Source organism: Streptomyces sp. NPDC085900 (assembly GCF_044540925.1).
GTDB classification, from domain to species: domain Bacteria; phylum Actinomycetota; class Actinomycetes; order Streptomycetales; family Streptomycetaceae; genus Streptomyces; species Streptomyces gilvifuscus.
Window position 1 is genome coordinate 1 of sequence record NZ_JBITSP010000007.1, and the last position, 25,539, is coordinate 25,539.

General features: G+C 70.9%; 23 protein-coding genes, 1 tRNA gene and 1 pseudogene. 10 read left to right on the top strand and 15 right to left on the bottom strand.

Annotated elements, in window-relative coordinates:
• Window positions 1-635: aromatic amino acid lyase (locus ACIGDI_RS24000; protein ID WP_399900059.1), on the bottom strand; the 635-nt coding region annotated here is incomplete at its 3' end.
• 219 nt (window positions 636-854) lie between these two features.
• Between ACIGDI_RS24000 and ACIGDI_RS24005 the strand changes: the two genes are divergently transcribed.
• On the top strand, window positions 855-1,283 hold the full coding sequence (locus tag ACIGDI_RS24005) for a hypothetical protein (protein WP_399901141.1): 429 nt from the start codon (window positions 855-857) through the stop codon (window positions 1,281-1,283).
• Window positions 1,284-1,286: 3 nt separating this feature from the next.
• On the opposite strand, the gene ACIGDI_RS24010 is transcribed toward ACIGDI_RS24005, so the two are convergent.
• Window positions 1,287-2,048 (bottom strand): SDR family oxidoreductase, encoded by a 762-nt coding sequence (locus tag ACIGDI_RS24010; protein ID WP_399900062.1) that lies wholly within the window; start codon window positions 2,046-2,048, stop codon window positions 1,287-1,289.
• 146 nt (window positions 2,049-2,194) lie between these two features.
• Here ACIGDI_RS24010 and ACIGDI_RS24015 point away from each other — a divergent pair, with 146 nt between their 5' ends.
• A complete protein-coding gene (locus tag ACIGDI_RS24015; RefSeq protein WP_399900065.1) occupies window positions 2,195-3,019 on the top strand; it encodes a helix-turn-helix transcriptional regulator in 825 nt (274 codons plus the stop codon).
• Window positions 3,020-3,345: 326 nt separating this feature from the next.
• Here ACIGDI_RS24015 and ACIGDI_RS24020 read toward each other — a convergent pair whose 3' ends face one another.
• Window positions 3,346-4,734 (bottom strand): cystathionine beta-synthase, encoded by a 1,389-nt coding sequence (locus ACIGDI_RS24020; protein ID WP_058924904.1) that lies wholly within the window; start codon window positions 4,732-4,734, stop codon window positions 3,346-3,348.
• Between the two features lie 160 nt (window positions 4,735-4,894).
• On the opposite strand from ACIGDI_RS24020, the gene ACIGDI_RS24025 reads away from it, so the two are divergent.
• The 3 genes from ACIGDI_RS24025 to ACIGDI_RS24035 all read left to right on the top strand — a co-directional run bounded on the left by ACIGDI_RS24025 (window position 4,895) and on the right by ACIGDI_RS24035 (window position 8,882).
• Window positions 4,895-5,938: an SGNH/GDSL hydrolase family protein gene (locus ACIGDI_RS24025; RefSeq protein ID WP_399900069.1), complete on the top strand. Its 1,044-nt coding sequence runs from the start codon at window positions 4,895-4,897 to the stop codon at window positions 5,936-5,938.
• Between the two features lie 667 nt (window positions 5,939-6,605).
• Window positions 6,606-7,826: an acetyl-CoA C-acetyltransferase gene (locus ACIGDI_RS24030; protein WP_399900072.1), complete on the top strand. Its 1,221-nt coding sequence runs from the start codon at window positions 6,606-6,608 to the stop codon at window positions 7,824-7,826.
• A gap of 279 nt (window positions 7,827-8,105) precedes the next feature.
• Entirely contained in the window at window positions 8,106-8,882 is a 777-nt protein-coding gene (locus ACIGDI_RS24035) for a hypothetical protein (RefSeq protein ID WP_399901144.1), read from the top strand.
• Between the two features lie 3 nt (window positions 8,883-8,885).
• Here the strand turns inward: ACIGDI_RS24035 and ACIGDI_RS24040 are convergent, their stop codons facing one another.
• Entirely contained in the window at window positions 8,886-9,197 is a 312-nt protein-coding gene (locus tag ACIGDI_RS24040) for a hypothetical protein (protein WP_200705764.1), read from the bottom strand.
• Between the two features lie 104 nt (window positions 9,198-9,301).
• Between ACIGDI_RS24040 and ACIGDI_RS24045 the strand changes: the two genes are divergently transcribed.
• Window positions 9,302-9,532 carry a DUF4287 domain-containing protein gene (locus ACIGDI_RS24045; protein ID WP_058924900.1) on the top strand — a complete coding sequence of 77 codons (231 nt, stop codon included), beginning with the start codon at window positions 9,302-9,304 and terminating at the stop codon, window positions 9,530-9,532.
• 71 nt (window positions 9,533-9,603) lie between these two features.
• On the opposite strand, the gene ACIGDI_RS24050 is transcribed toward ACIGDI_RS24045, so the two are convergent.
• From ACIGDI_RS24050 to ACIGDI_RS24075, 6 genes are all read right to left on the bottom strand, one after another.
• Window positions 9,604-10,497, bottom strand: a complete 894-nt coding sequence (locus ACIGDI_RS24050; protein ID WP_399900075.1) for a Bax inhibitor-1/YccA family protein — start codon at window positions 10,495-10,497, stop codon at window positions 9,604-9,606.
• A gap of 111 nt (window positions 10,498-10,608) precedes the next feature.
• The gene (locus tag ACIGDI_RS24055) at window positions 10,609-11,829 is read right to left on the bottom strand and encodes a 4-hydroxybenzoate 3-monooxygenase (protein WP_399900078.1); all 1,221 of its coding nucleotides are present in this window, start codon (window positions 11,827-11,829) and stop codon (window positions 10,609-10,611) included.
• Between the two features lie 168 nt (window positions 11,830-11,997).
• Window positions 11,998-12,675 carry a hypothetical protein gene (locus tag ACIGDI_RS24060; protein ID WP_399900080.1) on the bottom strand — a complete coding sequence of 226 codons (678 nt, stop codon included), beginning with the start codon at window positions 12,673-12,675 and terminating at the stop codon, window positions 11,998-12,000.
• Window positions 12,676-12,993: 318 nt separating this feature from the next.
• A complete protein-coding gene (locus ACIGDI_RS24065; protein ID WP_399900083.1) occupies window positions 12,994-14,904 on the bottom strand; it encodes a hypothetical protein in 1,911 nt (636 codons plus the stop codon).
• A gap of 153 nt (window positions 14,905-15,057) precedes the next feature.
• The gene (locus tag ACIGDI_RS24070) at window positions 15,058-15,276 is read right to left on the bottom strand and encodes a hypothetical protein (protein WP_058924895.1); all 219 of its coding nucleotides are present in this window, start codon (window positions 15,274-15,276) and stop codon (window positions 15,058-15,060) included.
• Window positions 15,277-15,328: 52 nt separating this feature from the next.
• Entirely contained in the window at window positions 15,329-15,544 is a 216-nt protein-coding gene (locus ACIGDI_RS24075; protein ID WP_174267357.1) for a hypothetical protein, read from the bottom strand.
• 233 nt (window positions 15,545-15,777) lie between these two features.
• Here ACIGDI_RS24075 and ACIGDI_RS24080 point away from each other — a divergent pair, with 233 nt between their 5' ends.
• Both ACIGDI_RS24080 and ACIGDI_RS24085 read left to right on the top strand, forming a co-directional pair.
• Window positions 15,778-16,176: a helix-turn-helix transcriptional regulator gene (locus ACIGDI_RS24080; protein ID WP_351475498.1), complete on the top strand. Its 399-nt coding sequence runs from the start codon at window positions 15,778-15,780 to the stop codon at window positions 16,174-16,176.
• Between the two features lie 201 nt (window positions 16,177-16,377).
• Window positions 16,378-16,626 (top strand): hypothetical protein, encoded by a 249-nt coding sequence (locus tag ACIGDI_RS24085; protein ID WP_239015294.1) that lies wholly within the window; start codon window positions 16,378-16,380, stop codon window positions 16,624-16,626.
• A gap of 129 nt (window positions 16,627-16,755) precedes the next feature.
• Here ACIGDI_RS24085 and ACIGDI_RS24090 read toward each other — a convergent pair.
• Window positions 16,756-16,839, bottom strand: a tRNA-Leu gene (locus ACIGDI_RS24090).
• A gap of 414 nt (window positions 16,840-17,253) precedes the next feature.
• Between ACIGDI_RS24090 and ACIGDI_RS24095 the strand changes: the two genes are divergently transcribed.
• Window positions 17,254-18,027 carry an ABC transporter ATP-binding protein gene (locus ACIGDI_RS24095; protein WP_399900088.1) on the top strand — a complete coding sequence of 258 codons (774 nt, stop codon included), beginning with the start codon at window positions 17,254-17,256 and terminating at the stop codon, window positions 18,025-18,027.
• A complete protein-coding gene (locus ACIGDI_RS24100; protein WP_399900091.1) occupies window positions 18,027-20,555 on the top strand; it encodes an ABC transporter permease in 2,529 nt (842 codons plus the stop codon). Before ACIGDI_RS24095 ends, ACIGDI_RS24100 begins: the two co-directional genes overlap by 1 nt.
• Window positions 20,556-20,623: 68 nt before the next feature.
• On the opposite strand, the gene ACIGDI_RS24105 is transcribed toward ACIGDI_RS24100, so the two are convergent.
• The 4 genes and pseudogenes from ACIGDI_RS24105 to ACIGDI_RS24120 all read right to left on the bottom strand — a co-directional run.
• Window positions 20,624-21,925, bottom strand: a complete 1,302-nt coding sequence (locus ACIGDI_RS24105) for a class I SAM-dependent methyltransferase (RefSeq protein ID WP_399900094.1) — start codon at window positions 21,923-21,925, stop codon at window positions 20,624-20,626.
• A gap of 212 nt (window positions 21,926-22,137) precedes the next feature.
• The gene (locus ACIGDI_RS24110; protein ID WP_200704318.1) at window positions 22,138-23,517 is read right to left on the bottom strand and encodes an NAD(P)/FAD-dependent oxidoreductase; all 1,380 of its coding nucleotides are present in this window, start codon (window positions 23,515-23,517) and stop codon (window positions 22,138-22,140) included.
• Window positions 23,518-23,961: 444 nt separating this feature from the next.
• Window positions 23,962-24,918: an exopolyphosphatase gene (locus tag ACIGDI_RS24115; protein ID WP_399901147.1), complete on the bottom strand. Its 957-nt coding sequence runs from the start codon at window positions 24,916-24,918 to the stop codon at window positions 23,962-23,964.
• Between the two features lie 201 nt (window positions 24,919-25,119).
• A pseudogene (locus ACIGDI_RS24120) lies at window positions 25,120-25,521 on the bottom strand (DUF501 domain-containing protein); the annotation flags it as partial.
• Window positions 25,522-25,539: the final 18 nt, after the last annotated feature.

The following is a 25,539-nucleotide window of genomic DNA, read 5'->3' on the forward strand; positions in this document are numbered from 1 at the left end:
GTGGCCTCCACCAGGGCGCGCAGTTCGTGCAGGGCCAGCGCGGACTGGCCGAGGGTGAGGGCGTTGCTGCTGATGAAGGCCAACGCATCGTTGTTGTCGAGGGGCTGGGCCGCGGGGGCGCCGGAGCCGTCCCCGGCCGGCCGCCAGGGATGCTCCCCCGCCAGCGCCAGCCCCACCTGGGCCAGGGCGGCGATGTCCCCCGTACCGACCGACCCGAACTCGTTGACGACCGGATGCGCCCCGTTCGCCAGCGCCTCGCAGAGGGCCGTCACCACCGTGGGCCGCAGTCCGGCTCCGCCCGCCAGCAGCTGGTTGGCGCGTACGGCGAGCATGGCCCGGACCTGCCGGGCCGGGAGCTCGTCCCCGATGGCGCCCGCGTGGCTGCGCAGCAGCCGCAGCCCGTGCCCGGCGGCCGCCTCGGTCGGCACGGGCTCGTTGCGGTTGGCGCCGACGCCGGTGGAGCGGCCGTAGACGCGTCCCGTCGCGGCGATCCGGCGGGCCGCGTCCCAGGACTCGGTGACCCGCTTCATGGCGTCGGTCCCGGGCACCGGACGCGCGGAGCCGTCGGCGAGGCGGACCACATCCTCGACGCCGAGTCCGATGCCGTCGAGGACGACCAGGCCGGTGTGCGTCACGCCCCACTCCCCTCACCCGGACACGCCATATTCAGATTCTAGGAATGCTGCATGGCCCTATGCAGGCACAGCGTTCCCGATCAGGCGTCCCCTCGCAAGATCGGTGGGGCCGTCCCGCCCGGCGAACCCCGGTCCGGACAGGGGGGCTATCCCCAGTGCGGGGGGCGCCGCGGCTGCCTACCGTGGGTTTCCATGACAGGCATGGGGACGGAGACGGCGATGGACGCGCGGGACGCGGAGCTCAAGAAGGAACTCAACGCCACGCTGCAGGCGCGCAGGGAGCTGGGCGAGGAGTACGAGTCCGCACTGGTCGACTCGTTCCTGGAGAAGGTCGACCAGCGCATCGACGGGGCGGTCGAGCGGCGGGTGCGCCGGCAGATGGCCGAGCAGCAGATGGTGGTGGCCCGCGGCACCCGCGGGCCGAAGCCGACCGACTCCTGGGGCGAGCGCTTCGGCTTCGGCATGGTCTCGATGGTCCTGGCGATCCCGCTGTCCGCGATCGGCGGCGGCATCGCCCACCTGCCCGGGCTGTTCGTCACCTGGGCCGGCATCGTCGGCGTCAACGCCTTCCAGGCGGCGCGCGCCAACCCGAGCCTGTTCGGCGGGCGGCGCCGGCGGGACAAGGACGGCGACCACTGGGAGGACTGAACCTCACGCCTGCCGGGTCGGCAGCACCATGATCTGCCGCAGGTTGACGTGCCGGGGACGGCTGCTGACGTACGCCACGACGTCGGCGACCTCCTCCGAGGACAGGCTGCCCATCGTGTCCGCCATCCCTTCCACGAACTCCCGCAGCGTGTCCTTCTCGATGTGCGAGGCGAGCTCGGTCCGCGTCAGTCCCGGCTCGATGTTGGTGACCCGGACGTCGCGCGGCCCGAACTCGGTGCGCAGGGTCTGCGAGAGGTGCGTCAGCGCGGCCTTGGTCGCCCCGTACACGGCGTAGGTGGGGAAGGTGAGGTGCGCGCCGACCGACGAGATGTTCACCAGGTCCGCGGCGCGCCCCGCCGCGGCGGCGGCGAGCAGGTCCCCGGTGAAGGCGCGGATCATCCGCAGCACCCCGGTGACGTTCGTGTCGATCATCCGCTGCCACTCGTCGATGCGTCCGTCGTCCACGGGGTTGGGCAGCATCACGCCCGCCGCGTTCACGACCAGGTCGACGGCTCCGTACTCCGCGTGGATCCGCTCCACGGCCGCGTCCACCGAGCCGTCGTCGGTCACGTCGGCGGCGACGGCGAGGGCCTTCCCGCCGTCCGCCCGGATCTTCTCCACGACGGCGTCCAGCCGCTCCCGGCGCCGGGCCAGCAGCGCGACCCTGGCGCCCTGCGCGGCCAGCAGCACGGCGACGGCCTCGCCGATCCCGCTCGCGGCCCCGGTGACGACGGCGGTACGGCCGGCCAGGTTCTCGTACGACATGGTGCACTCCCTGTGCGATCGGGCCGCCGGCGTGCCCGGCGGCGACAACCACCGTGCGCCGCCGGGCCGGTCCTACCCAGGGATGCGCTTTTCCTGGGTCTGCCAGAACCAGGCTGGAATCCCGCCCCTCCCCTACGATCGAACCCATGAACGGGGACCTCGGAGACTTCCTGCGCTCGCGCCGTGCCCGCATACAGCCCGAGGAGGTGGGGTTGGCCTCCTACGGCCGGCGCCGCGTGCCGGGCCTGCGCCGCGAGGAGGTGGCGCAGCTCGCCGGAGTGAGCGTGGACTACTACATCCGGCTGGAGCAGGGGCGCGGGCCGAGCGTGTCGGACGCGGTGCTGGACGCCGTCTCGCGGGTGCTGCGGCTGGACGAGGAGGAGCACGCCTATCTGTACGAGGTGGCCCGGCCGCACAAGAAGCGCGAGCGGCGGGCCGCGTCCCGGGTCCGCCCCGGCATCCGGGCGCTGCTCGACGGCATGGCGCACGCCCCGGCGTTCGTCCTCGGGCCCGCCATGGACGTACTGGCCTGGAACGCGCTCGCCGACGCGCTGAGCGGCTTCAGCCGTATGACGGCGGCCGGGCGCAGCATGCCCCGGCAGGTGTTCCTGGACCCGGTGAGCCGCGAGCTGTACCCGGAGTGGTCCGCGGTGGCCGCCCAGACCGTCGCCAACCTGCGGATCTGCGCGGGCCGGTACGCCGACGACCCCGGGCTGTGCGCGCTGGTCGGAGAACTCTCCGTCAAGAGCGAGGACTTCCGCCGCCTGTGGGCCGACCACCAGGTCAAGGAGTGCGCGTACGGCGTGAAGCGGATACGGCACCCGGTCGCGGGCCTGCTGACCCTGCCGTACGAGACGCTGACGATCCCCACGGACCCGGACCAGACGCTCGTCGTCTACACGCCCGAGCCGGGCTCGGAGACGGCGGAGAGGCTGGCGCTGCTGGGCAGTTGGGCGAGCGCACGCGCGTAGAAAGATGATGCGCGGGGACCGCCGCACCCCCGTTGCCGGGGGGCGGGACGACGGCGGTCCCCGCGAAGGACGCTGACCGGGTCAGGCCGGGCCTCGCGTCCGGCGTCCATGGAGGTCCGGGAGCCGCTCCGGAGGTCCTTGGACGTTCGGTGCCGGCCTGGGCGGGGAGCCGCTCCCGCCCTGCCGACATCCACCAATGTGCCGGACGCGTGTTAAGCGTGTGCTGCGTGGACGTGACACGCTCGTACCACTTCCGCGAAGTCCGCGATCTCGGACGATCACCGCAAGACCCGCGCCGGCACCGGCCGTTCACCGGACGTTCGCCGTCACTTCCCGCCCTTGGCGAGGAAGGCCAGCAGGTCCTGCCGGCTGACCACGCCGGTCGGCTTGCCCTCGACGAGGACGATGGCGGCATCGGCGGCGCCGAGCACGGACATCAGGTCGGCGACCGGCTCGCCGGAGCCGACCTGAGGCAGCGGGGCGGACATGTGCTTCTCCAGCGGGTCCTCCAGCGAGGCCCGCTGGGTGAACAGGGCGTCCAGCAGCTCCCGCTCGACGACCGAGCCGACGACCTCGGCGGCCATCACGTCCGGGTGGCCGGCGCCCGGCTTCACGATCGGCATCTGCGAGACGCCGTACTCGCGCAGCACCTCGATGGCCTGGCCGACGGTCTCGTCGGGGTGCATGTGGACGAGGGACGGGATGGCGCCGTGCTCCTTGTCGTTGAGGACGTCGCCGACGCGGGCGCTGGGGCCCTCGTCCTCCAGGAAGCCGTAGTCGGCCATCCACTCGTCGTTGAAGATCTTGCTGAGGTAGCCGCGGCCGCTGTCCGGCAGCAGGACGACCACGACGTCGTCCTCGGTGAGCCGCTCGGCGACCCGCAGCGCGGCCACGACCGCCATGCCGCAGGAGCCGCCGACCAGCAGCCCCTCCTCCTTGGCCAGCCGCCGGGTCATCTGGAAGGAGTCCTTGTCCGACACGGCGACGATCTCGTCGGCGACGGTCCGGTCATAGGCGGTGGGCCAGAAGTCCTCGCCCACGCCCTCCACCAGGTACGGCCGCCCGGACCCGCCGGAGTACACGGACCCCTCGGGGTCGGCGCCGATCACCTGGACCCTGCCGTCGCTGACGTCCTTCAGGTACCGGCCGGTCCCGGAGATGGTGCCGCCGGTCCCCACGCCCGCGACGAAATGGGTGATCTTCCCCTCCGTCTGCTCCCACAGCTCGGGGCCGGTGGAGTGGTAGTGCGAGAGGGGGTTGTTGGGGTTGGAGTACTGGTCCGGCTTCCACGCGCCGGGCGTCTCGCGCACCAGGCGGTCGGAGACGTTGTAGTAGGAGTCCGGGTGCTCGGGGTCCACGGCGGTCGGGCAGACGACGACCTCGGCGCCGTACGCGCGCAGCACGTTGATCTTGTCAGTGCTCACCTTGTCGGGGCAGACGAAGATGCACTTGTAGCCCTTCTGCTGGGCCACGATGGCCAGTCCCACCCCGGTGTTGCCGCTGGTGGGCTCCACGATCGTGCCGCCCGGCTTCAGCTCCCCGCTCTGCTCGGCCGCCTCGATCATGCGCAGGGCGATGCGGTCCTTGACCGAGCCGCCGGGGTTGAAGTACTCGACCTTGGCCAGAACGGTAGCCCTGATGCCCTTGGTAACGCTGTTGAGCCTCAGCAGCGGGGTGTTGCCGACGAGGCTGATCATCGAGTCGTGGAATCGCACCGTTGTCTCCGGTCGCTTGCAAAAGAAGTGGTCCTGGTGGTGCGGCCAGCCTATGACCTGTGGACCGTCCACGACGGTCGTTCACTCCCCGTTGAGATTGGCGCACCGTCTGTACGGGGCAAGGAGTGTTTGTACGGCTAAGAGGAGGTGGCGGCGACGCATGACGAGCATGTCGAGGGCACGGGTGGCCCGGCGGATCGCGGCCGGCGCCGCGTACGGCGGCGGCGGGATCGGGCTGGCCGGCGCGGCCACCGTCGGGCTGCTGCTGGCGGAGGTGCAGCTGGCGAAGCGCCATGTGGGCAATGGCGGCAGCGGCCGGGTGCCGGTGGCGGACGGCCTGTACGGCACGGCGTACACCGTTCCCGACGAACCTCCCCTGCGCCTGACGATGCTCGGTGACTCCACGGCCGCGGGCCAGGGCGTGCACCGGGCGGGCCAGACACCGGGCGCGCTGCTGGCCTCCGGTCTGTCGGCGGTGGCGGAGCGGCCGGTGGAGCTGCACAACGTGGCCCTGCCGGGGGCCACGTCCGACGACCTGGACCGCCAGGTGGCCCTGGTGCTGGCGAACCCCGCCCGGATGCCGGACGTCTGCGTGATCATGATCGGGGCGAACGACGTCACGCACCGGATGCCGCCGACCCGCTCCGTCCGCCATCTGGCGGCGGCGGTCCGCCGGCTGCGCACGGCGGGCGCGGAGGTGGTGGTCGGCACCTGCCCCGACCTCGGCACGATCGAGCCGGTCCAGCAGCCGCTGCGCTGGCTGGCCCGCCGGGCCTCCCGTCAGCTGGCGGCGGCCCAGACGATCGGCGTGGTCGAGCAGGGCGGCCGCACGGTCTCCCTGGGCGACCTGCTGGGCCCGGAGTTCGAGGCCAACCCGCGCGAGCTGTTCGGCCCCGACAACTACCACCCCTCGGCGGAGGGCTACGCGACGGCGGCCATGGCCGTCCTCCCGACGGTCTGCGCCGCCCTGGCCCTGTGGCCGGCGGACGAGGACCGCCCGGACGCGGCACGACGCGAGGGCTTCCTGCCGGTGGCACGGGCGGCAGCCGAGGCGGCGTCCGAGGCCGGCACGGAGGTCACGGCAGCAATGCCGACGGGCCCCCGCGGCCCCTGGGCCCTCCTGAAACGCAGGCGCAGGCGCCGGGTCCCAGAACCAACCCCGTCAGAACCCACACCGACCCCGTCCAGCCCTTCCGGAGTCTGAAGCGCTCGGGGTCTGAGGCCGGGGCCCGCGCCTCCAGCGGCCCGTCCGGCGTTGGAGGCCGGGGCTCGCGCCCCCAGCCTGTCCGTCCGGCGTTGGAGGCCGAGCCCCGCACCCCCAGCTGCCCGTTCGGCGTTGGAGGCCGAGCCCCGCACCCCAGCAGGCTCGGGGTCGGGGGCCGAGGCCCGCACCCCCAGCCCGCTCGGCGTCTCGGGCCGAGCCACGCACCCCCATCCCGCTCGGCGTCTCGGGCCGAACCCCGCACATCCAGCCCGTCCGGCGTTTGAGGACAAGGCCCGCAGGGCCGACGGGGGGCCGTGGACGCGGGGCCTGCACCCCAGCCCGTCCGGCTTGGAGGCCGAGCCCCGCACATCCAGCCCGTCCGGCGTTTGAGGACGAGGCCCGGAGGGCCGACGGGGGGTCTGGGGGCGCAGCCCCCAGGGGCGCGCACCCCCACCCACCCGCACCGATACCCGCCCCACCGCCGGAGGCCCAAGCAAGCGCTTAGAAAATTGCGGTCAGGGTCACACCGTCGCACGCGTGACCCCGCCCATACGTACGGGTAACTTCCCAACCAGCCCTGCCCACGCACGTACGTACGCCCGCCCGTCACCCGACCACCGCCCCTCAACGAGGCGCTACGCGCCACCCCTTTCCATCTGGAGCCGTGATGCCCGAAGCCGTGATCGTCTCGACCGCCCGCTCCCCCATCGGCCGCGCCTTCAAGGGCTCCCTGAAAGACCTGCGCCCCGACGACCTCGCCGCCACGATCATCCAGGCCGCCCTCGCCAAGGTCCCGGAGCTGGACCCGAAGGACATCGAGGACCTGATGCTCGGCTGCGGTCTGCCCGGCGGCGAGCAGGGCAACAACCTCGGCCGTATCGTCGCCGTGCAGATGGGCATGGACCACCTGCCGGGCTGCACCATCACCCGGTACTGCTCCTCCTCCCTGCAGACCTCCCGCATGGCCCTGCACGCCATCAAGGCCGGTGAGGGCGACGTCTTCATCTCTGCCGGCGTCGAGATGGTCTCCCGGTACGTGAAGGGGAACTCCGACAGCCTCCCCGACACGCACAACCCGCTCTTCGCCGAGGCCGAGGCCCGCACCGCCGAGGTCGCCGCGCAGGAGAACACCACCTGGCACGACCCGCGCGAGGACGGCCTGGTCCCCGACCCCTACATCGCGATGGGGCAGACCGCCGAGAACCTGGCCCGCCTCAAGGGCGTCACCCGCCAGGACATGGACGAGTTCGGCGTCCGCTCGCAGAACCTCGCCGAGGAAGCCATCAAGAACGGCTTCTGGGAGCGCGAGATCACCCCGGTGACCCTCCCCGACGGCACGGTCGTCTCCAAGGACGACGGCCCGCGGGCCGGCGTCACCCTGGAGGGCGTCGCCGGCCTCAAGCCCGTCTTCCGCCCCGACGGCCTGGTCACCGCCGGCAACTGCTGCCCGCTGAACGACGGCGCCGCCGCGGTCGTCATCATGAGCGACACCAAGGCCCGCGAGCTCGGCCTCACCCCGCTCGCCCGCATCGTGTCGACCGGCGTCTCCGGCCTCTCCCCCGAGATCATGGGCCTCGGCCCGGTCGAGGCGAGCAAGCAGGCCCTGAGCCGCGCCGGCCTGACCATCGGCGACATCGACCTGGTCGAGATCAACGAGGCGTTCGCCGCCCAGGTGATCCCCTCCTACCGCGAACTCGGCATCCCGCTGGAGAAGCTGAACGTCAACGGCGGCGCCATCGCCGTCGGACACCCCTTCGGCATGACCGGCGCCCGCATCACCGGCACGCTGATCAACTCCCTCCAGTTCCACGACAAGCAGTTCGGCCTGGAGACCATGTGCGTCGGCGGCGGCCAGGGCATGGCGATGGTCATCGAGCGCCTGAGCTGAGCCCTCCGTAACCACCGGGGCACACCTCGTGAGCCTCTGGCCCGGAGTCCGGGACACCCCTGGACTTCGGGCCGTTTTGTGATCCAATCTCCCCCAGGATGTGACCTATCTCCCTAACCGGAGAGATCCACGCAGGTCAGCGCCGTCACGGTGGGGACCACGGGCCCAAAGTCCTGTCCGATTCGTGACGTTACGCACTGACAGCTGGTTAGTCCGCCCTTCAAGCTGATGTAGGAAGTCGGGGGTCGACTTTGAACCGGGAGTACGTCAGTGAGCGCCATGCCGATCGCCTTGCTGCTCATCACGGCCGCCACGGGCGCCGTGGGCGTCGCCGTCCTGCGCACCCTCATGGTGCTGCGCCGTGAGGTCGCCGCCCTGCACACCCAGCTCGCCGAACAGCGCGTCCCGCACGGTCTCGTGCCGGCGGCCCGCCTCTCCACCGAGGCCGACGAGATACGCGCCGCCGTCGCCGAGGCGCTCGCCGAGGAGCGGGAGCGCGAACTGGCCGAGGCCCGCGCCTTCTGGGCCGCCCAGGAGGCCCGTGACGTCTCCGACGCCCCCTCTCTGCTGGGCCTGCCGGACAGCGAGCTGTTCCTGCCCCGGCAGAGCGACTTCGTGGGCCTGGAGCCGCTGGAGTCGGTGACCGAGCCGTCCACGGACGGCGACGAGTTCGCCGCCGACTCCCCCGAACTGGCCGCGGCCCGGCGCCGCCACCCCTCCCACCCGGACTTCGTCCCGGTCCAGTCGCCCGTGGTGAACGACCATGAGCGCACGGTGGCCACCCTGGAGGAACTCGCCGCGTCCCGCGTCGAACTGGCCGACGTCCGCCCCGGCCCCCTCGGCACCCTCGACGTCTACGTCTTCGCCGACGGCACCACGCTGTGCATGACCCCGGGCCACCGCGAGACGGCCGAACGCCTGGCGGCGGCCCTGCGCGCCGGCGAGACCCCGGTCCTGCTGGGCGGCTCGGGCATCTCGGGCGCGTACACGCTGACGTTCGCGTGCGGCGAGGAGAACGTCTACATCCTCGCGGACCGGGTCATAGCGTCCCTGTAGCGATCAGACGCCGGCCCGCTGCTGGGCGTGCGCCACGAGCTCCACGGCCTCTTCCACCTGGCCCTCGTCCTGAAGGACGAGGGCCAAGTCGTGTGCGGCGACGGTGATTTGGTCCGCGGCCGCGAACATCCCCGCGTCCGGCATCTCCCTCAGCGGGGTGCCCGGCTCCTCCACGGCCTGCGTCCGACGGGCCAACTCCCTGGCCAGTTCCAGCGCCTCGGCGGCGGCCCCGCGCTGGAGCCGGCTCTGCGGCGCGGCCCTCAACCGGTCGGCGAAATGATCCACGGCACGTGTCAAGGGCGTCGTATCAACCACAGAAGGAGCGTACGCGGGACCTCCGGACTGTTGCCAACAGGCGAACGCTCAGGCACCGTGACCTGAAGGACCGGCTTACATCCCCTTTGCGTCCGGAGGCGCCGATGTCCCACGTCCTCTCCGAGGAGACCCACCGCAACATGCTCGCCCGTATCCCCCACTGCACCGGTCGTGAAGTATCCGACTGGCTGCGCACCGTCGAAGAAGGCCCCGCCCTCTTCCGCTTCGAGGAAAAGGTCAGCTGGCTCCGCCACGAGCACAACCTCGCGTACGGCCACGCGAAGGCGATCGTCCACGAATACGACCTGAGGAGGGCAGCGCGCAAACTGCTCTAGGCGCGCACCACGACATGACGAAGGGCCCCGGTCAGGCGACCCGGGGCCCTTTGCCGTACGACCGTCGCAGGCTAGTCGTTGCTGTTGAGGATCGCGATGATCCGCAGGAACTCCATGTAGATCCACACCAGCGTCAGCGTGAGCCCGAAGGCAGCCAGCCACGCCTCGTTCTTCGGCGCGCCGTAGGCGATGCCGTCCTCGACCTGCTTGAAGTCCAGGGCGAGGAAGCACGCGCCGAGGATGATGCCGACGATGCCGAAGAAGATGCCGAGCGGGCCGCTGCGGAAGCCGAGTCCGTCACCGCCGCCGAAGACCGCGAACAGCAGGTTCACCATCATCAGCAGCACGAAGCCGAGCGCGGCCGCCATCACGAAGCCGTAGAAGCGGCGGTTGACGCGGATCCAGCCCGCCTTGTACGCCACCAGCACACCGGCGAACACCGCCATCGTGCCGATCACGGCCTGCATGGCCGCGCCGCTCGCGATGCGGTTGTCCACGACGCTCGACAGCACGCCGAGGAAGACACCCTCGAACGCGGCGTAGGACAGGATCAGCGCCGGCGAGGCCGTGCGCTTGAAGGACTGCACGAACGCCAGCACCATGCCGACGATCATCGCGACGAAGGCGACACCGTACGAGCGGTTGATGTGGGCGTCGTCGACCGGCAGCAGCGCCCAGGCCAGCGCGGCCGTGACGATCAGGGTGCCGAGGGTGGACGCGGTGCGCAGGACGACGTCGTCCATGGTCATCCGGCCGGTGGTGGCCGGGGCCTGGGGCGGGGCGCCCTGCTGCAGGTCCTGCTGGGCGTAGGGGTTCTGCGCATAGGGGTTGCCGTACTGCTGTCCGTACGGGTCGGCCTGCGTGCCGACAGCGGGTCCCCCGGCCTGCGGCGCGGTGTTGAAGCCCGCGTAGCCGTTGTCGCGGCTGAACCCCCGTCGCGAGAAGACCGGGTTTCTGCTCCTCATTTCACTCCTCCATGGCCACGCGTCGCGGCCTTGGCTCAAGAGTAATAGGTAGGCAAAGAAATGCCTCTAGTGCTTGGGGAGGATCTTTCCCCCGCCATGCTGCGCAACACGCTACGCGGGTCCGTGATTCCCCTCACCGGAGGGGCTCACACGGCCGTCGTCCAGAGGAAAGCCGGTGTACCCCTCGGCCAGGTCGGTCTCGGCGGCCCGGGAGGTCGCGATCCGGTCCAGACGGGCGAGCTGGAGGCGGTCGTCGAAGGGCGCGGCATCGGGGGCCGGGTGGAGCATCGTCGTCATGTCGTACGAGAACCGCTCGGCCTGCCAGACGCGGCGCAGGCAGGTCTCGGAGTAGGCCTCGAGCAGCGCGTCCGATCCGGTCTCCGTCCGGTACGACAGCGCCCGCGCGAAGGTCACGACGTCGCCGACGGCCAGGTTGAGCCCCTTGGCGCCGGTCGGCGGGACGATGTGGGCGGCGTCGCCGGCCAGGAAGAGGCGGCCGTGGCGCATGGGCTCGTGGACGTAGGACCGCATCGGCGTCACCGACTTCTGGGTGATCGGCCCGCGCTCCAGGCGCCACCCGTCCTCGGTCTGGAAGCGCCGCTCCAGCTCGTCCCAGATCTCCTCGTCGGTCCAGTCCCCGGCGTCCGTGCCCTCGGGGACCTGGAGGTAGAGCCGGGACACGGACGGGGAGCGCATGGACAGCAGGGCGAAGCCGCGGTCGTGGCGGGCGTAGACGAGCTCGTCGTGGGAGGGCGGCACGTCGGCGAGGACACCGAGCCAGCCGAAGGGGTACGTGCGCTCGAACACCCGGACCAGCTCGGCGGGGATCGCCTTCCTGGCCACCCCCCAGAATCCGTCGCAGCCGACGACGTACTCGCACTCCAGCACCTCCTCCCGTTCCTCGTGCCGGAAGCGGACGCACGGGCTGTCGGTGTCCGCGCCCTCGACGGCCAGCGCCTCCGCCTCGAACAGCAGCGGGCCGCCCTCCTTGAGCTGGAGGGCGATGAGGTCCTTGCACACCTCGGTCTGGGCGTAGACCATCACCGACCGGCCGCCGGTGAGGGCGGGGAAGTCGACGCGGTGGCGCTTGCTGTCGTACCGCAGCTCGATGCCGTCGTGCCGGAGCCCTTCCCGGTCCATCCGCTCCCCGGCGCCGGCCGCCCGCAGCACGTCCACCGTGCCCTGCTCCAGGATTCCGGCGCGCTGGCGCTGCTCGACGTAGGCGCGGTCGTGGCTCTCCAGGACGACCGAGTCGATGCCGGCGTTGTGGAGCAGCCGGGCGAGGAGGAGGCCGGCGGGGCCGGCTCCGATGATGCCGACGGTGGTACGCATCGGGCGTTCCCTTCGAGTAGCCGCGGGTTCGTCTGAAGAGGGTTGAGTTCGTCCAGTGAAATTTTGTTCACCCGAATTCTGGACGTGAGTCTGCGCCCGCGGACACTCGATGTCAATGGCCGACCGCCGCACCTCTGGGGGTCGGCACGGCGGTCGGAGTCCGACGGATCAGGCGGCCGGCGGCCAGCCGTCCAGGTGCCGGTGGAGGGTGACGTCGGGCTGCACGTCGCCCTTCGGGGCACTGGCCACGGCGTCCTTCAGGACCGCGTTGACCTCCGCGGCCAGACCGTCGGCCTGCTTCTTCAGGTCGGCCGCGGAGACGGAGGACCTGGTCAGCGCGTCCAGTCGGCGGTGGATGTCGGCCAGCTTGCCCTGGGCCGCGGCGTCCAGGCTGAGGGGCCGGGGCGTGGAGACGACGAACTGGTAGGCGCCGGCCAGCGTCTGGCAGCCGGTGCACTCCTTGTTGGCGGCGTCACTGATGTTCACGGCCCGCAGGTGCGCGTGCTCTCCCGCGACGGTGACGATCTGGAAGGACAGCGCCACCGAACGGCAGGCGTCGTCGGCCGAGCAGCCGGCCGAGACGGCGTTGGCCTGGTTGCGCGCGCTGGCGGCGTTCACCGTGCCGAACTGACGGATGGTGAAGGAGTCGCGGGCCTGCGTGTGGTGCGCCCGGTCGACGTGGCTGAAGACGTGGTCCGAGACGACGGCGGCATGCGTCACCCCGCTCGCGGCCTGCGCCGGCACGGCCGTCGCGGCACCGGCGACGCCGGCGGCGAACAGGCCTATGCCGAGGGCCCGGCGGGTCAACGGGTTGCTGACTGGTCGTGCTTTTCGATGACTGCTCAAGGAACTGATCTCCTCGCTGGATGGATCGGGTACGGACTGTGTGAGACGGAAGCGGTGCCGAGGAAGGCTTGCGACGGGAGGAATACCGGGCCACGCCGTGGAGGCCGGTGCGGCGGCCCGTCCCCTGGCCACCGCACCGAACCGCCGTACGGGCCCCCCGGCCCGACCACCCGACGCACCGCGCGCCCCCCGCCCGGAACCGCCTGACGACACCTGGTCCCGGGCCGCGCGTGCCCCCGCCCGGAACGGTCGTGCCGGTGGTTTCGCCGCCGTGGCCGGGCGGGGACGTCCACCCCGCCTTGGCCACGGAGGCGAACCTCAGGTCGCCGCCGGTGACGCGCTGGCCGGTGGCGTAGAGGGGGCCTCGGTGGGTGAGGGAGGCACGCTCTCCGAGGGGGTCGGCGACGGCTGCGGACCGGACGGGCCGCCGCCCGGAACGGAGGACGTCGGGGTCGGCCCGGTCACCGGGCCGTCCGTCCTGGACGACGACGAGCTCCCGCCCGGCCGGGCCGACTTCGAGGCCGACGGCGAGGCCGAGGCCGCGGCGGACGCGCTCCCCGACGCTCCCGGCGAAGGACTGCCGTGCAGTCCGGACGCGCCGGGCGACGCCGACGGCGACAGTGAGGCGCCGGTGCCGGAGGAGCCGCGCGTTCCGCTCTCGCCCGGCGTCGAGGCGTCCTGGGGGCCCGGAGGCTCCGTGGACACGCCCGGCTGCAGGATGGGCGCGATCGGCGGCTGCTTGGGCAGCGGCTTCGGGGTCATCCCGGACACCCACGCGTAGCTGAGCCCGGTGAGCCCGGCCAGCGCGAGCGCGCAGACCACGATCCGCAGGCGGGGCCGGCCGGCCGTGGAGCGCTTCGCGGCGCGGAAGAGCCGGCCGCTCAGCTTCACGGACAGATAGACGACACCCGCCATGGGGCACAGCAGCATGACGCAGCCGATCACCCCGACGAACCCCTCGGCGATCCGCCCGTCCCCGAACGCGGCCCCCGTACCGATGATCTGCTCGGTCAGCGACCGCGTCATCGTGGCCAGGATGCGCGGCAGGTTCCACAGCGCGTACCCCAGCTCGCCGACGATCAGCGGCACCATCGTCAGCACCCACGTGGCGACGATGCGCCGGGCCGACTTCTTCAGCCCCGCGACCTCCTCGCGGGCCGCCCTCCCCTTCGCGCCCGGCAGCAGGCTCAGCAGGATCGGTTTGATCTTGCCGTAGAGGTCCGGCACCCCGGCGAGGTCGCCCAGGATGTAGTAGCCGTCCAGCCGGACGGCCGGCATCAGCTGCTCGAGGATCTCGAAGTGCCCGAGGTACACCGCGGCCAGGAAGAACTGCATCCCGGTCGCGAAGTACGCCGCGGCCATGGCGAGCATGAAGACGACGTTGAAGTACACCCCGCCCAGGTCGGTGCGGATGCGCCCGCCCCGCCCGATCCGGTAGACGTCCGTCACGTCGGTGTACATCGACGGCCAGATGAGGAACAGCCCGCAGCCGATGCAGCCGGGCCGGGCACCGCCGTACTTGCAGGCGGAGGCATGGCCGAACTCGTGGAAGACGAGCGAGGCCACGGTCAGCACGAAGACGAGGAGGATCAGTACCGGCTGGTCGAGGACCTGCAGGACCGGCTCGATCGCCCCGAAGAAGCCGAACAGCCACACGTCCATGGCCACCGCCGACAGCAGGACGGCCACGACGACGGCCGGCCGGTGCAGCCAGGCGAAGGCCGCGGCGATCCGCGCCGATCGCTTCTCGTCGAAGATGACCCGGTGGCCCTTGAGGGCGAGCAGCAGGTCGGAGCGCGGGGCGTCGACCTCGTCGTCCTCCTGGCCGGCCGGCACCGTCACGCCGAGCGGCTGGAGCTTGTTCTCCACCAGGTAGCGGACGTTGTCGCCGCTGACCTCGCGGCCGAACCGCGCGCTGACCCGGTGGGCGATCGTCTCGGCGTCGCGGACGCCGTCGATGCTCGACGCCACCAGGTACAGCAGCCGGGACAGCTGCACGACCTGCCCGTCCCCCCGACGGGCGATGTACTTGGGGTCGGTGAAGCCCGATCCCTGGTACTCACCGTGCAGTTGCAGCCCCGCGCTCAGGCGCGGGGCCGGTTCCGGCGGCTGTTCGACGACGGGCAGCTTGCCCGTCGCGACCTGTTCGTAGGTCACCGGCCAGCCGCCGGGTCCGGGCACCGGCCCGGTGTCGTACAGCGCCGTCGGACCATTGCCGAGCACTGTCATGTGTGGTCTCCCCCCAGAGTCCTCGGCGCCTCCCCCGGACCCGCCGCTTCCCCCCGGAAGCGCGGCGGGCTCCCCCCGGAACGCGCCGTGGGGGCGGACCGGGCCGTCAGGTGCTCACGGTCCGCCCCCTGGCCGCCTCGGTAGCGGGTGCCGCTACTGCTGGACGGTGATGTTCTGCGTGGCCTGCGACTCGGCGTCCGACCACGAGGAGTGGTCGTTCAGGGCCGCGGACTCGTTGTGCGCCGAGATGTGGGCGACGTGCTTGGTGACGTTGACCGTCTTGCCGAAGCTGAACTTCAGCCGACCCAGGGCCTCACGGCCCGGCAGCAGCTCCGCGCTCTCGGTGTCCAGCTCGCGCATGTCCATGCTCATGATGGTTGTCCTTTCGGTGTTCTCGGGTTGGTTGTGAGGTGGAGCGCGAGCGTTACTGCTGGACGATGATGTTCTGGGCGGCACCGGAGTCGGCCACGGACCACGAGGAGTGGTCGTTCAGGGCCGCGGACTCGTTGTGCGCCGAGATGTGGGCGACGTGCTTGGTGACGTTGACCGTCTTGCCGAAGCTGAACTTCAGCCGACCCAGGGCCTCGCGACCCGGCAGCAGCTCCGCGGACTCGGCCTCAAGCTCGTGGGCGTCCATCATGATCAATTCCCCCTCAGGGATGGGCACTTCCGATCAGACAGCGTCAGGTTCCCCCCGGACTCTGTCCAATCTGGTCGGACGGGCTGTCCAACGAGATTGGACACTAGGGCCTCGCGGGGCCGTTGCGCAACCCGTTCGGGGAATCACCCTTTCGGCGACCCCGGGAGACGACCGTAGAATCGGCCCCGACATGGACGGTCCAGCCGACACAGCCAGCAGGAAGTGACCCACCCGTGGCCAACGCACTGCAGCAGTTGATCCGTGACCGCCTCGACCGCAAGGGCTGGTCCTACGGCGATGTCGCACGCCGCGGCGGCATCCCGCGCTCCACCGTCCACCACCTCGCCACCGCCGACCGCGTCGTCCGCATGCCCCAGTCGGCCACCCTGGAGGGGCTGTCCAAGGGGCTGGAACTTCCGTTGGACACCGTGCGCCGCGCCGCCGCCGAGGCCTGCGGCATCCACGTCTACGGCAGCCCGGGCGACGGCGACCCGGAGACCGCCGCCACCGACCCCGAGGTCGACCTGCTCATCGCCAGCGTCCAGAAGCTGTCGGCCGACGACCGCCGGCACGTGACCGCCCTCGTGGAGTCACTGCTGGACCGCTCGGCCCCCCGCGCACCGGAGAAGTGACGGCCGCCCGAGCCGACTTGCACCATCCGGCGAGCACGGACCGGCACCGTACGGCCCCCGTACGCACCGACTTCCGTCAACTCGGAAAAAGAATTCAACTCGCCCGAAAGCACAGAGATCCCCCGCTAGTCTCTCGTCCTGCCCGAGAAGCGTGAGCCGCCCCACGACCACGCCGGGCCCCTGGGGGGAAGTGTGTTGTTCGTGCATGGCGGACCGGCCACGGCCGTGGTCCGCGGACCCGCCGGCCAATCGGTCGTCCTGCTCTCGGGCGAACTGCCCGAGGTACTCACGGAAGGAGCGGTGGCCGAACTCGTCGACCTGGCCGCCGCGATCCTGGACGCCGAGGAACTGGAACTGTTCCACAGCTGTCTGGAGAAACTGCGCGGCGGGCTGCGCCCCGGCCGCCGGATAGAGGTCGACGGCGCCGTCCTCACCGTGTACGAAGGCTGAGCCGCGTACGACGGTTGAGTCCCGTACGAAGGTTGAGCCTTGTACGAACGACGAGCCGTGCGCGAAGGCCGTGCCGTGCACGAAGGGTGACGGCCGGCCACGGAACGCTTCGTCCCGTGGGCGCGGTAGTGCCCGGAGCCGGACTTGAACCGGCACGCCCGCGAAGGGGCAGCGAGGTTTAAGCTCGCCGTGTCTGCATTCCACCATCCGGGCAGGCCATGGGCTCCGCGTCGAGGTTCCGAGCCTATCGGGATGCCTCCCCCGAACAGCCGAACCGCGGACCGATGTTGTCTTATTTTATTGACGTCTGAGGGTGCATCAGCACCTGGTACACGCCATCCGCACTTGCCAATAGCCTTGCGTGCGACGCTCGCCCGCGCATGCGGAATGACGGAATTTCACCGCCCGAACGAGGGTGCTCCACCGGTTCTCGACGTCGGCCCGAGGAAGCGCTTGCCCCGACCCGGCCATCAGGGATTCCCGTCATCCCCAGGTATGACACCGCGGCACCGGGTCAGACCCGAGTCGCCCCCAGGAACCGGGACTGCGACTGACTACACGGGCCCGTACGGCGACCACGATGGAACACGTCCCTTCCAGACGTCGTCCCGCGAGGAGTCCCTTCCCGTGACCACCACACCCGTCGCCGACCGGTCCACCGCGACCGTGGCCGCACGCGCCACGGATCTTTCGAAGATCTACGGACAGGGCGAGACCCAGGTGGTCGCCCTGGACCGCGTCTCCGTGGACTTCCGGCAGGCCGAGTTCACCGCGATCATGGGCCCCTCCGGGTCGGGCAAGTCCACGCTGATGCACTGCGTGGCCGGCCTCGACACCTTCTCCTCGGGGTCCGTGCGCATCGGCGAGACCGAGCTGGGCTCGCTCAAGGACAAGCAGCTCACCAAGTTGCGCCGGGACAAGATCGGCTTCATCTTCCAGGCGTTCAACCTGCTGCCGACGCTCACGGCCCTGGAGAACATCACCCTTCCGATGGACATCGCGGGCCGCAAGCCGGACAAGCAGTGGCTGGAGACGGTCATTCAGATGGTGGGCCTGCGCGACCGGCTGGGCCACCGCCCCTCCCAGCTCTCCGGCGGCCAGCAGCAGCGCGTCGCCGTCGCCCGCGCCCTCGCCTCCAAGCCGGACATCATCTTCGGCGACGAGCCGACCGGAAACCTCGACTCCCGCTCCGGCGCCGAGGTCCTGGGCTTCCTGCGCAACTCCGTTCGGGAACTGGGGCAGACGGTCGTGATGGTGACCCACGACCCGGTGGCGGCCGCGTACGCGGACCGGGTGGTCTTCCTCGCGGACGGACGGATCGTCGACCACATGTACGACCCCACCGCGGAGTCCGTCCTGGACTTCATGAAGCAGTTCGACGCGAAGGGCCGTACCAGCTGATGTTCCGCACCGCCCTGCGCAACGTGCTTGCGCACAAGGCCAGGCTGCTGATGACCGTGCTCGCCGTGATGCTCGGCGTCGCGTTCGTCTCCGGGACCCTGGTCTTCACCAACACCATCTCCGACGCCTACCAGAACAGTTCGGCCAAGGGCTTCGACCGGGTCGACGTCGCCGTGTCCGCCAAGTCCCAGGCGGACACGGGCAACACGATCAGCAAGACGCCCGAGCTGACCCAGGCCATGCTCGACCGGAGCGCGAAGGTGCCGGGCGCGGCCTCCGCGGTCGGCGTCGTGAACGGCTTCACCGCCATCGCCGACAAGCACGGCAAGCTCATCGGCCGCGGCTTCCAGTCGCAGGGCGGGAACTACTGGGGCGACAAGGACGCCCGGTACCCGCTGAAGTCCGGCAGCGCGCCGCACGGCGCGAACCAGGTCGCCATCGACGCCAAGACGGCCGAACGCGCCGGGTACAAGGTCGGCGACACGGTCCGCCTCTCCGTCGACGGCCCGGTCCTCACCCCGACGATCAGCGGCGTCTTCACCACCGACGACGGCAACGTCGCCGCCGGCGGCAGCCTCGCCCTGTTCGACACGGCCACCGCCCAGAAGCTGTTCGGCAAGCCGGGCACGTACGACGAGATCGACGTGCAGGCCGCCGCCGGCACCTCCCAGACCGCGCTGAAGGCCGGCCTGGACAAGGCGCTGGGCACCGAGCGGGTGGAGACCACCACCGGCCAGAAGCTCGCCGACGACCAGGCCGAGCAGATCTCCTCCTCGATGAGCGGGCTGAAGCAGGGCCTGCTGGTCTTCGCGGGCATCGCGCTCTTCGTCGGCACGTTCATCATCGCCAACACCTTCACCATGCTGGTCGCCCAGCGCACCCGGGAACTCGCGCTGATGCGCGCGGTCGGCGCCTCGCGCCGCCAGGTCACCCGGTCGGTGCTGATCGAGGCGTTCGTGGTCGGCACGGTCGCGGGCGTCACGGGCCTGGTCGCCGGCATCGGCATCGGCGCCGGCCTGCGCTCGCTCATGGGCACCCTCGGCGCCACCGTCCCGGACGGGCCGCTGATCATCACGCCGGGCACGGTCGCGAGCGCCCTCGCGGTCGGCATCGTCATCACCATGCTGGCGGCCTGGCTGCCCGGCCGCCGGGCCGCGAAGATCCCGCCGGTCGCCGCGATGAGCAGCATCCACGCCCAGGCGACGACCAAGTCGCTGGTGCTGCGCAACACGCTGGGAGCGCTGTTCAGCGCCGCGGGCGTCGCGGTGGTCCTGGCCGCCACGACGATGGACGGCTCGGACGGTCAGGCCCCGATGGGCCTCGGCGCGGTCCTGCTGATCATCGGCGTCTTCATCCTCACGCCGCTGCTGTCGCGCCCGCTGATCGCGGCCGCCTCGCCGGTCCTGCGGATCTTCGGCGTCGCGGGCAAGCTGGCCCGCCAGAACTCGGTGCGCAACCCGCGCCGCACCGCGGCCACCGCCTCCGCGCTGATGATCGGGCTCACCCTGATCACCGGCATGACGGTGATGGCGGGCAGTCTGCAGAAGTCGATCGACAAGATGGCGTCCTCCGCGATCAGGGCCGACTACGTGGTCTCCATGGCCAACGGCAACTACCTCTCGCCCGACGTCGACCGGAAACTGAACACGACCGACGGGGTCACCGCCACCAGCCCGCTGCGCAACGTCTACTCCCGCATCGACGGCACGGGTGAGTCCCTGACCGGGGTGAACGGCGCCGCGATCGGCGAGCTGACCGACCTCAAGGTCGACCAGGGCACCTTCAAGGTGGGCGGCACGCGGGTCGTCGTCGACAAGGACACCGCCGAGTCGCACGGCTGGAAGGCGGGTTCGGCCTTCACCGCGCACTACGAGGACGGCAGGTCCTCCCGCCTGACCGTCTCCGGGGTCTACGAGGGCAACGAGCTGATCAGGGGCATCCTGCTCGACAAGGCCGTCGTCACCCCGCACATGACCGACCCGGGCGACATGCAGGTCCTGGTCCGGACGGCCGACGGGGCGTCGAGCGCCACGAAGGACAAGCTGGAGAAGGCGCTCGGCACCAACCCGGCCATCAAGGTCCAGAGCAAGCAGGACCTGTCGAACGACATCGCGCAGATGTTCACGCTGATGCTGAACATGCTCTACGGCCTGCTGGCCATGGCGGTGATCGTGGCCGTCCTCGGCGTCATCAACACCCTGGCCATGTCGGTCTTCGAACGCTCGCAGGAGATCGGCATGCTCCGCGCGATCGGCCTCGACCGCAAGGGCATCAAGCGCATGGTGCGCCTGGAGTCCCTGGTCATCTCCCTGTTCGGCGGCGTGCTCGGCATCGGCCTGGGCGTCTTCTTCGGCTGGGCGGCCGGCCAGTTGCTCGGCACGAAGATGGCGACGTACGAACTGGTCCTGCCCTGGGCGAGGATGGCTGTCTTCCTCCTGCTCGCGGCGACGGTCGGCATCCTGGCGGCCCTGTGGCCGGCCCGGCGCGCGGCCCGCCTGAACATGCTGACGGCGATCAAGTCGGAGTAGCGGTACGACACGAGGGGCCCCGTCCGGGTGTTCGGACGGGGCCCCTCGTACGTACTGCCAGGGCGCTTCTACGAGGGTTCCGCGCCCCAGGTCCGGGCCCGCAGCGGCATCCCCGACGCGCCGTCCTCCGGCGTCCGTACGGCCAGGACCTGGTTGACGCCGATGCGGTTGTGCTCGAAGGCGAGGGCGCAGGCGGCCATGTACAGCCGCCACACTCTGGCCCGGCCCGGCCCGGCCAGCCGCATCGCGCGCGGCCACTGGGCCTCCAGGTTGGCCACCCACCGGCGCAGGGTGAGCCCGTAGTGCTCGCGCAGGGACTCGACGTCGCGCACCTCGAACCCGGCCCGTTCGAGCTGGGTGACGGTCGTGCCGAGGGGCGCGAGTTCGCCGTCGGGGAAGACGTACGCGTCGATGAACTCGTCGACGTCGTACGCCGACTCGTCGCGCTGCGGCCGGCGGGCGATCTGGTGGTTGAGCAGCCGTCCCCCCGGCCGCAGCAGCCGGTGCAGGTTCTCGGCGTACTCCAGGTACCGGTCCGCGCCCACGTGTTCGGCCATCCCGATCGAGGAGATGACGTCGTACGGCCCGTCGGCGACGTCCCGGTAGTCCTGCACCCGGATCTCCACCCGGTCGGTCAGCCCCTCGCCGGCGACGCGCTTGCGGGCGTAGGCCGCCTGTTCGTGGGAGAGGGTGATGCCGACGACGCTCACGCCGTGCTCGCGCGCCGCGTGGATGGCCATGGAGCCCCAGCCGCAGCCGACGTCGAGGAGCCGCTGCCCCTCCGTCAGACCGAGCTTGCGGCAGACGAGTTCGAGCTTGTCGTGCTGGGCCTGTTCCAGGGTGGCGTCCGGGGAGGGCCAGTAGGCGCACGAGTAGACCATCGACGGGCCGAGGACGATCTCGTAGAAGTCGTTGCCGACGTCGTAGTGGTGGCTGATGGCGCGCTTGTCGGTGCGCTTGGTGTGCAGGTGGCGGACCCTGCGGACCTCCTCGCGGGGCGGCGCGGGCGGCAGCGGCAGGCCGGCGACCTTCACGAGGCCGCGTGCGGCGGCCCGGACCTCGGGATCCCGCAGCATCTGCAGCAGGCTCCGGGCGTCCTCCCCGCGCTCCCACACCAGCTCCGCCATGAGGTCGAGGGCGGCGTACAGGTCCCCCTCGATGTCGAGGTCCCCGGCGACCCAGGCCCGCGCGAGCCCCAGTTCCCCGGGCTTCCACAGCAGGCGGCGCACGGCGCGGCGGTTGCGCACGACCAGGGCGGGCGCGTCCGGCGGCCCCGCCTGCGAACCGTCCCAGGCGCGGATGCGCACCGGCAACGGCGCTCCCAGCAACTGTTCGACGAGGCTCTTCAGCCGCGACGCGGCGTCGGCCATGGCGCACACCTCCGTGACAGGCGATCCCGGAATGCCCAGCACCACGTAAACAAAACCCGGGCGAGTGTGCAGTCCCCCGCGGGCGTCACGAATATGCAAAAAGGTGCAGGGACCATCTACCTGGGTCGCCCATTCGGAGTCGGAACGCCGAAGGACCTCCCGCACCACGGATGGCGGGAGGTCCTTCGGTTCGTTCGGCGACCGGGGTCCGGTCAGGAGGCCTTGGCCTCGGTCTTCTCCTGCTTCGCCGCCGCGGGCACGGGCTTGGCGGCCTCGTAGAACTCCTCGCGCGGGTTCTCCATGGCGCCCAGGGAGACGACCTCGCGCTTGAGGAACATGCCGAGGGTCCAGTCGGCGAAGACGCGGATCTTGCGGTTGAAGGTCGGCATCGCCATGCCGTGGTAGCCACGGTGCATGTACCAGGCGAGACGGCCCTTGAGCTTGATCTTCATCTTGCCCATGACGATCATCGCGACGCCCTTGTGGAGGCCGAGACCGGCCACCGCACCCTTGTTGGCGTGGCTGTAGTCCTTCTGCGGGAAGCCCCGCATACCGGAGATCACGTTGTCGCCGAGGACCTTGGCCTGACGCAGGGCGTGCTGGGCGTTCGGCGGGCACCAGGCGTTCTCGTTGCCCGCCTTGCGGCCGGCGAGGTCCGGAACCTGGGCGTTGTCGCCGGCGGCCCAGATGTAGTCGGTGCCCTTGACCTGGAGGGTCGGCTCGCAGTCCACGTGGCCGCGGGGGCCGAGGGGCAGGCCGTAGCGGGCCAGCGCCGGGTTGGGCTTCACACCGGCGGTCCACACGATGGTGTTGGAGTCGACCTCGAGGCCGTTCTTCAGCACCACGTGGCCGTCGACGCAGGAGTCCATCGAGGTGGAGAGGTAGATCTCCACGCCGCGGCTCTCCAGGTGCTCCTTGCCGTAGGCGCCCAGCTTGGGGCCGACCTCGGGAAGGATCTTGTCGGCGGCGTCGACGAGGATGAAGCGCATGTCCTCGCGGGACACGTTCTTGTAGTACTTGGCCGCGTCGCGGGCCATGTCCTCGACCTCACCGATGGTCTCCGCACCGGCGAAGCCGCCGCCGATGAAGACGAAGGTGAGGGCCTTGCGGCGGATCTCCTCGTCCGTGGTGGAGTCGGCCTTGTCGAGCTGCTCCAGCACGTGGTTGCGCAGGCCGATGGCCTCCTCGATGCCCTTCATACCGATGCCCTGTTCGGCGAGGCCGGGGATCGGGAAGGTGCGGGAGACCGCGCCGAGCGCGATCACCAGGTAGTCGAAGGGCAGCTCGTACGCCTCACCGACCAGCGGGGAGATCGTGGCCACCTTGCGGTCCTGGTCGATGGTGGTGACGCGGCCGGTGAGGACCTCCGCCTTCGGCAGCACGCGTCGCAACGGGACGACGACGTGGCGCGGGGAGATGTTGCCGGCTGCGGTTTCGGGGAGGAAGGGCTGGTAGGTCATGTACGACCGGGGGTCGACGACCGTGACGGTCGCCTCGCCGTAGCGCATCTTCTTGAGGATGCGCCGAGCTGCGTACAGGCCTACGTACCCACCGCCTACTACGAGGATCCTGGGACGCTCCGTGGTGCTCATGGCATCGAGTATCCACCCGCCTCAGGGGGGTAGCTCGTGCGCCCCTTCACAAGCTCCGACAGGGTGTGTGTTATCCTCCGCGACCCACGTGACCAAGGTCATGGCGCGGGCCCTCGGGCCGGGTCCGTTACGACCCGTTGTCAATGCCGCGTGAGCTGCCTCTCTGGGCCTTCGGAGGTGCAGTGAGTCCTCCGAAACACCCCTCCGCGAGAACCTCCGGGACCCCCTCCATACCACGATTCTGAACATGTTCAAGGGGCTGTTGGACCCTCGGAAGGCCCAACCGGGACCGTTTCATGGATCTCGGGGACGGAATTCCTTGTGAAGAACTTCACGAACTTTCCCGACGACACGTCACGGAGGGGCCCGCGAAGGCCCCTCCGGTGCGCTCATACGCTATCCGACCTGCTCGTCAGAGAGCTACCCATCGGTAACAATCGAGACCTACGCCACCGACCACGCGATGCCGTCGAGGATGTCGTGCTCGCTGACGACGACCTCCTCGGCACCCGTCCGCTCCATGATCGACAGCAGGACGAGGGCGCCGGCGGCGATGACGTCCACGCGCCCCGGGTGCATGGCGGGCACGGCCGCCCGCTCGGCGTGGGTGGAGTGCAGCAGCCGGTCGGTGATCTCGCGGACGCGCTCGCGCGAGACGCGGGAGTGGTGGATGCGCGCGGAGTCGTACTCGGGCAGCTCCTGGGCGATGGCGGACACCGTGGTCACCGAACCGGCGAGCCCGACCAGCGTCCGCGCCTCGCCGAGCGGCACCGTCTCCTCGGCGAGATCCAGGGCCCGCTCGATGTCGGCCCGCATGGCCGCGATCTGCTCCTCGGAGGGCGGGTCGGTGACGGCGCCGTCGACCACGAGGTGCCGCTCGGTCATCCGCACGCAGCCGACGTCCACCGAGCGGGCCGCCCGCACGTGGTCGTCCCCCACGACGAACTCGGTCGACCCTCCGCCGATGTCCACGACCAGGTAGGGGCGGGCGAGGTCGTCGCGGCCCTTGAGTTCCTTGGTGGCCCCCGTGAAGGAGAACTCCGCCTCCTGCTCGCCGGAGATCACCTCGGGCTCGACGCCGAGGATGTCGACGACGCCCCGTACGAAGTCGTCCCGGTTGGAGGCGTCCCGGGAGGCCGAGGTGGCCACGAAACGGACCTTGTCGGCGCCCAGGTCACGGATCACCTCCGCGTACTCCCGGCAGGCCGCGAAGGTCCGCTCCAGCGCCTCCGGAGCCAGCCGGCCGGTGCGGTCCACGTCCTGGCCGAGCCGCACGATCGTCATGCGCCGGTCCAGCTCCAGCAGTTCGCCGGTGCCGGGGTTGACGTCGGCGACCAGCAGCCGGATGGAGTTGGTGCCGCAGTCGACCGCGGCGACCCGGCTGAAACCCCTGGGCGTCATCGGCCGGGCCGAGAAGAAGCCGCTGCGGATGACGGTCGGGTCCTCCTCGGCCTCCTCGCCGGGGAACTCGTCCGCCGGGTCCGGAGCCGCCAGCGGCTGCACGCACGGCCCCTTGCGCCACCACTCCGGCAGCATCGCGATGGCCTCGTCGCCCAGGGGGTTCACGCCCGGGCCCGCGGCCAGGGAGTGACCCACCAGCACGTGCAGGCACTTCACCCGGTCCGGCATGCCGCCCGCGCTCGGGAAGCCCTCCAGCACCTCGATCTCGTCCCGCCGCCGGATGTAGTCCTCGTGCGCGGCACGGTAGGCGGCGGCCAGCTCCGGGTCGGTCTGCAGCCGCTCCGTCATCTCCTTCATGACGCCGTTCGCCTCCAGCGTGCCGATCGCCGAGGCGGCGCGCGGACACGTCAGGTAGTACGTCGTCGGGAAGGGCGTGCCGTCCGGCAGCCGGGGCGCCGTCTCCACGACGTCCGGCTGTCCGCACGGGCAGCGGTGGGCGATCGCGCGCAGCCCGCGCGGCGGCCGCCCGAGCTGCTGCTTGAAGGCCTCGACGTCGGCGTCGGTGGGCTCGGTGCGCGGGGTGGGCGGCGGAGGCGTTTCCACTGAGAACTGTCTTTCTGG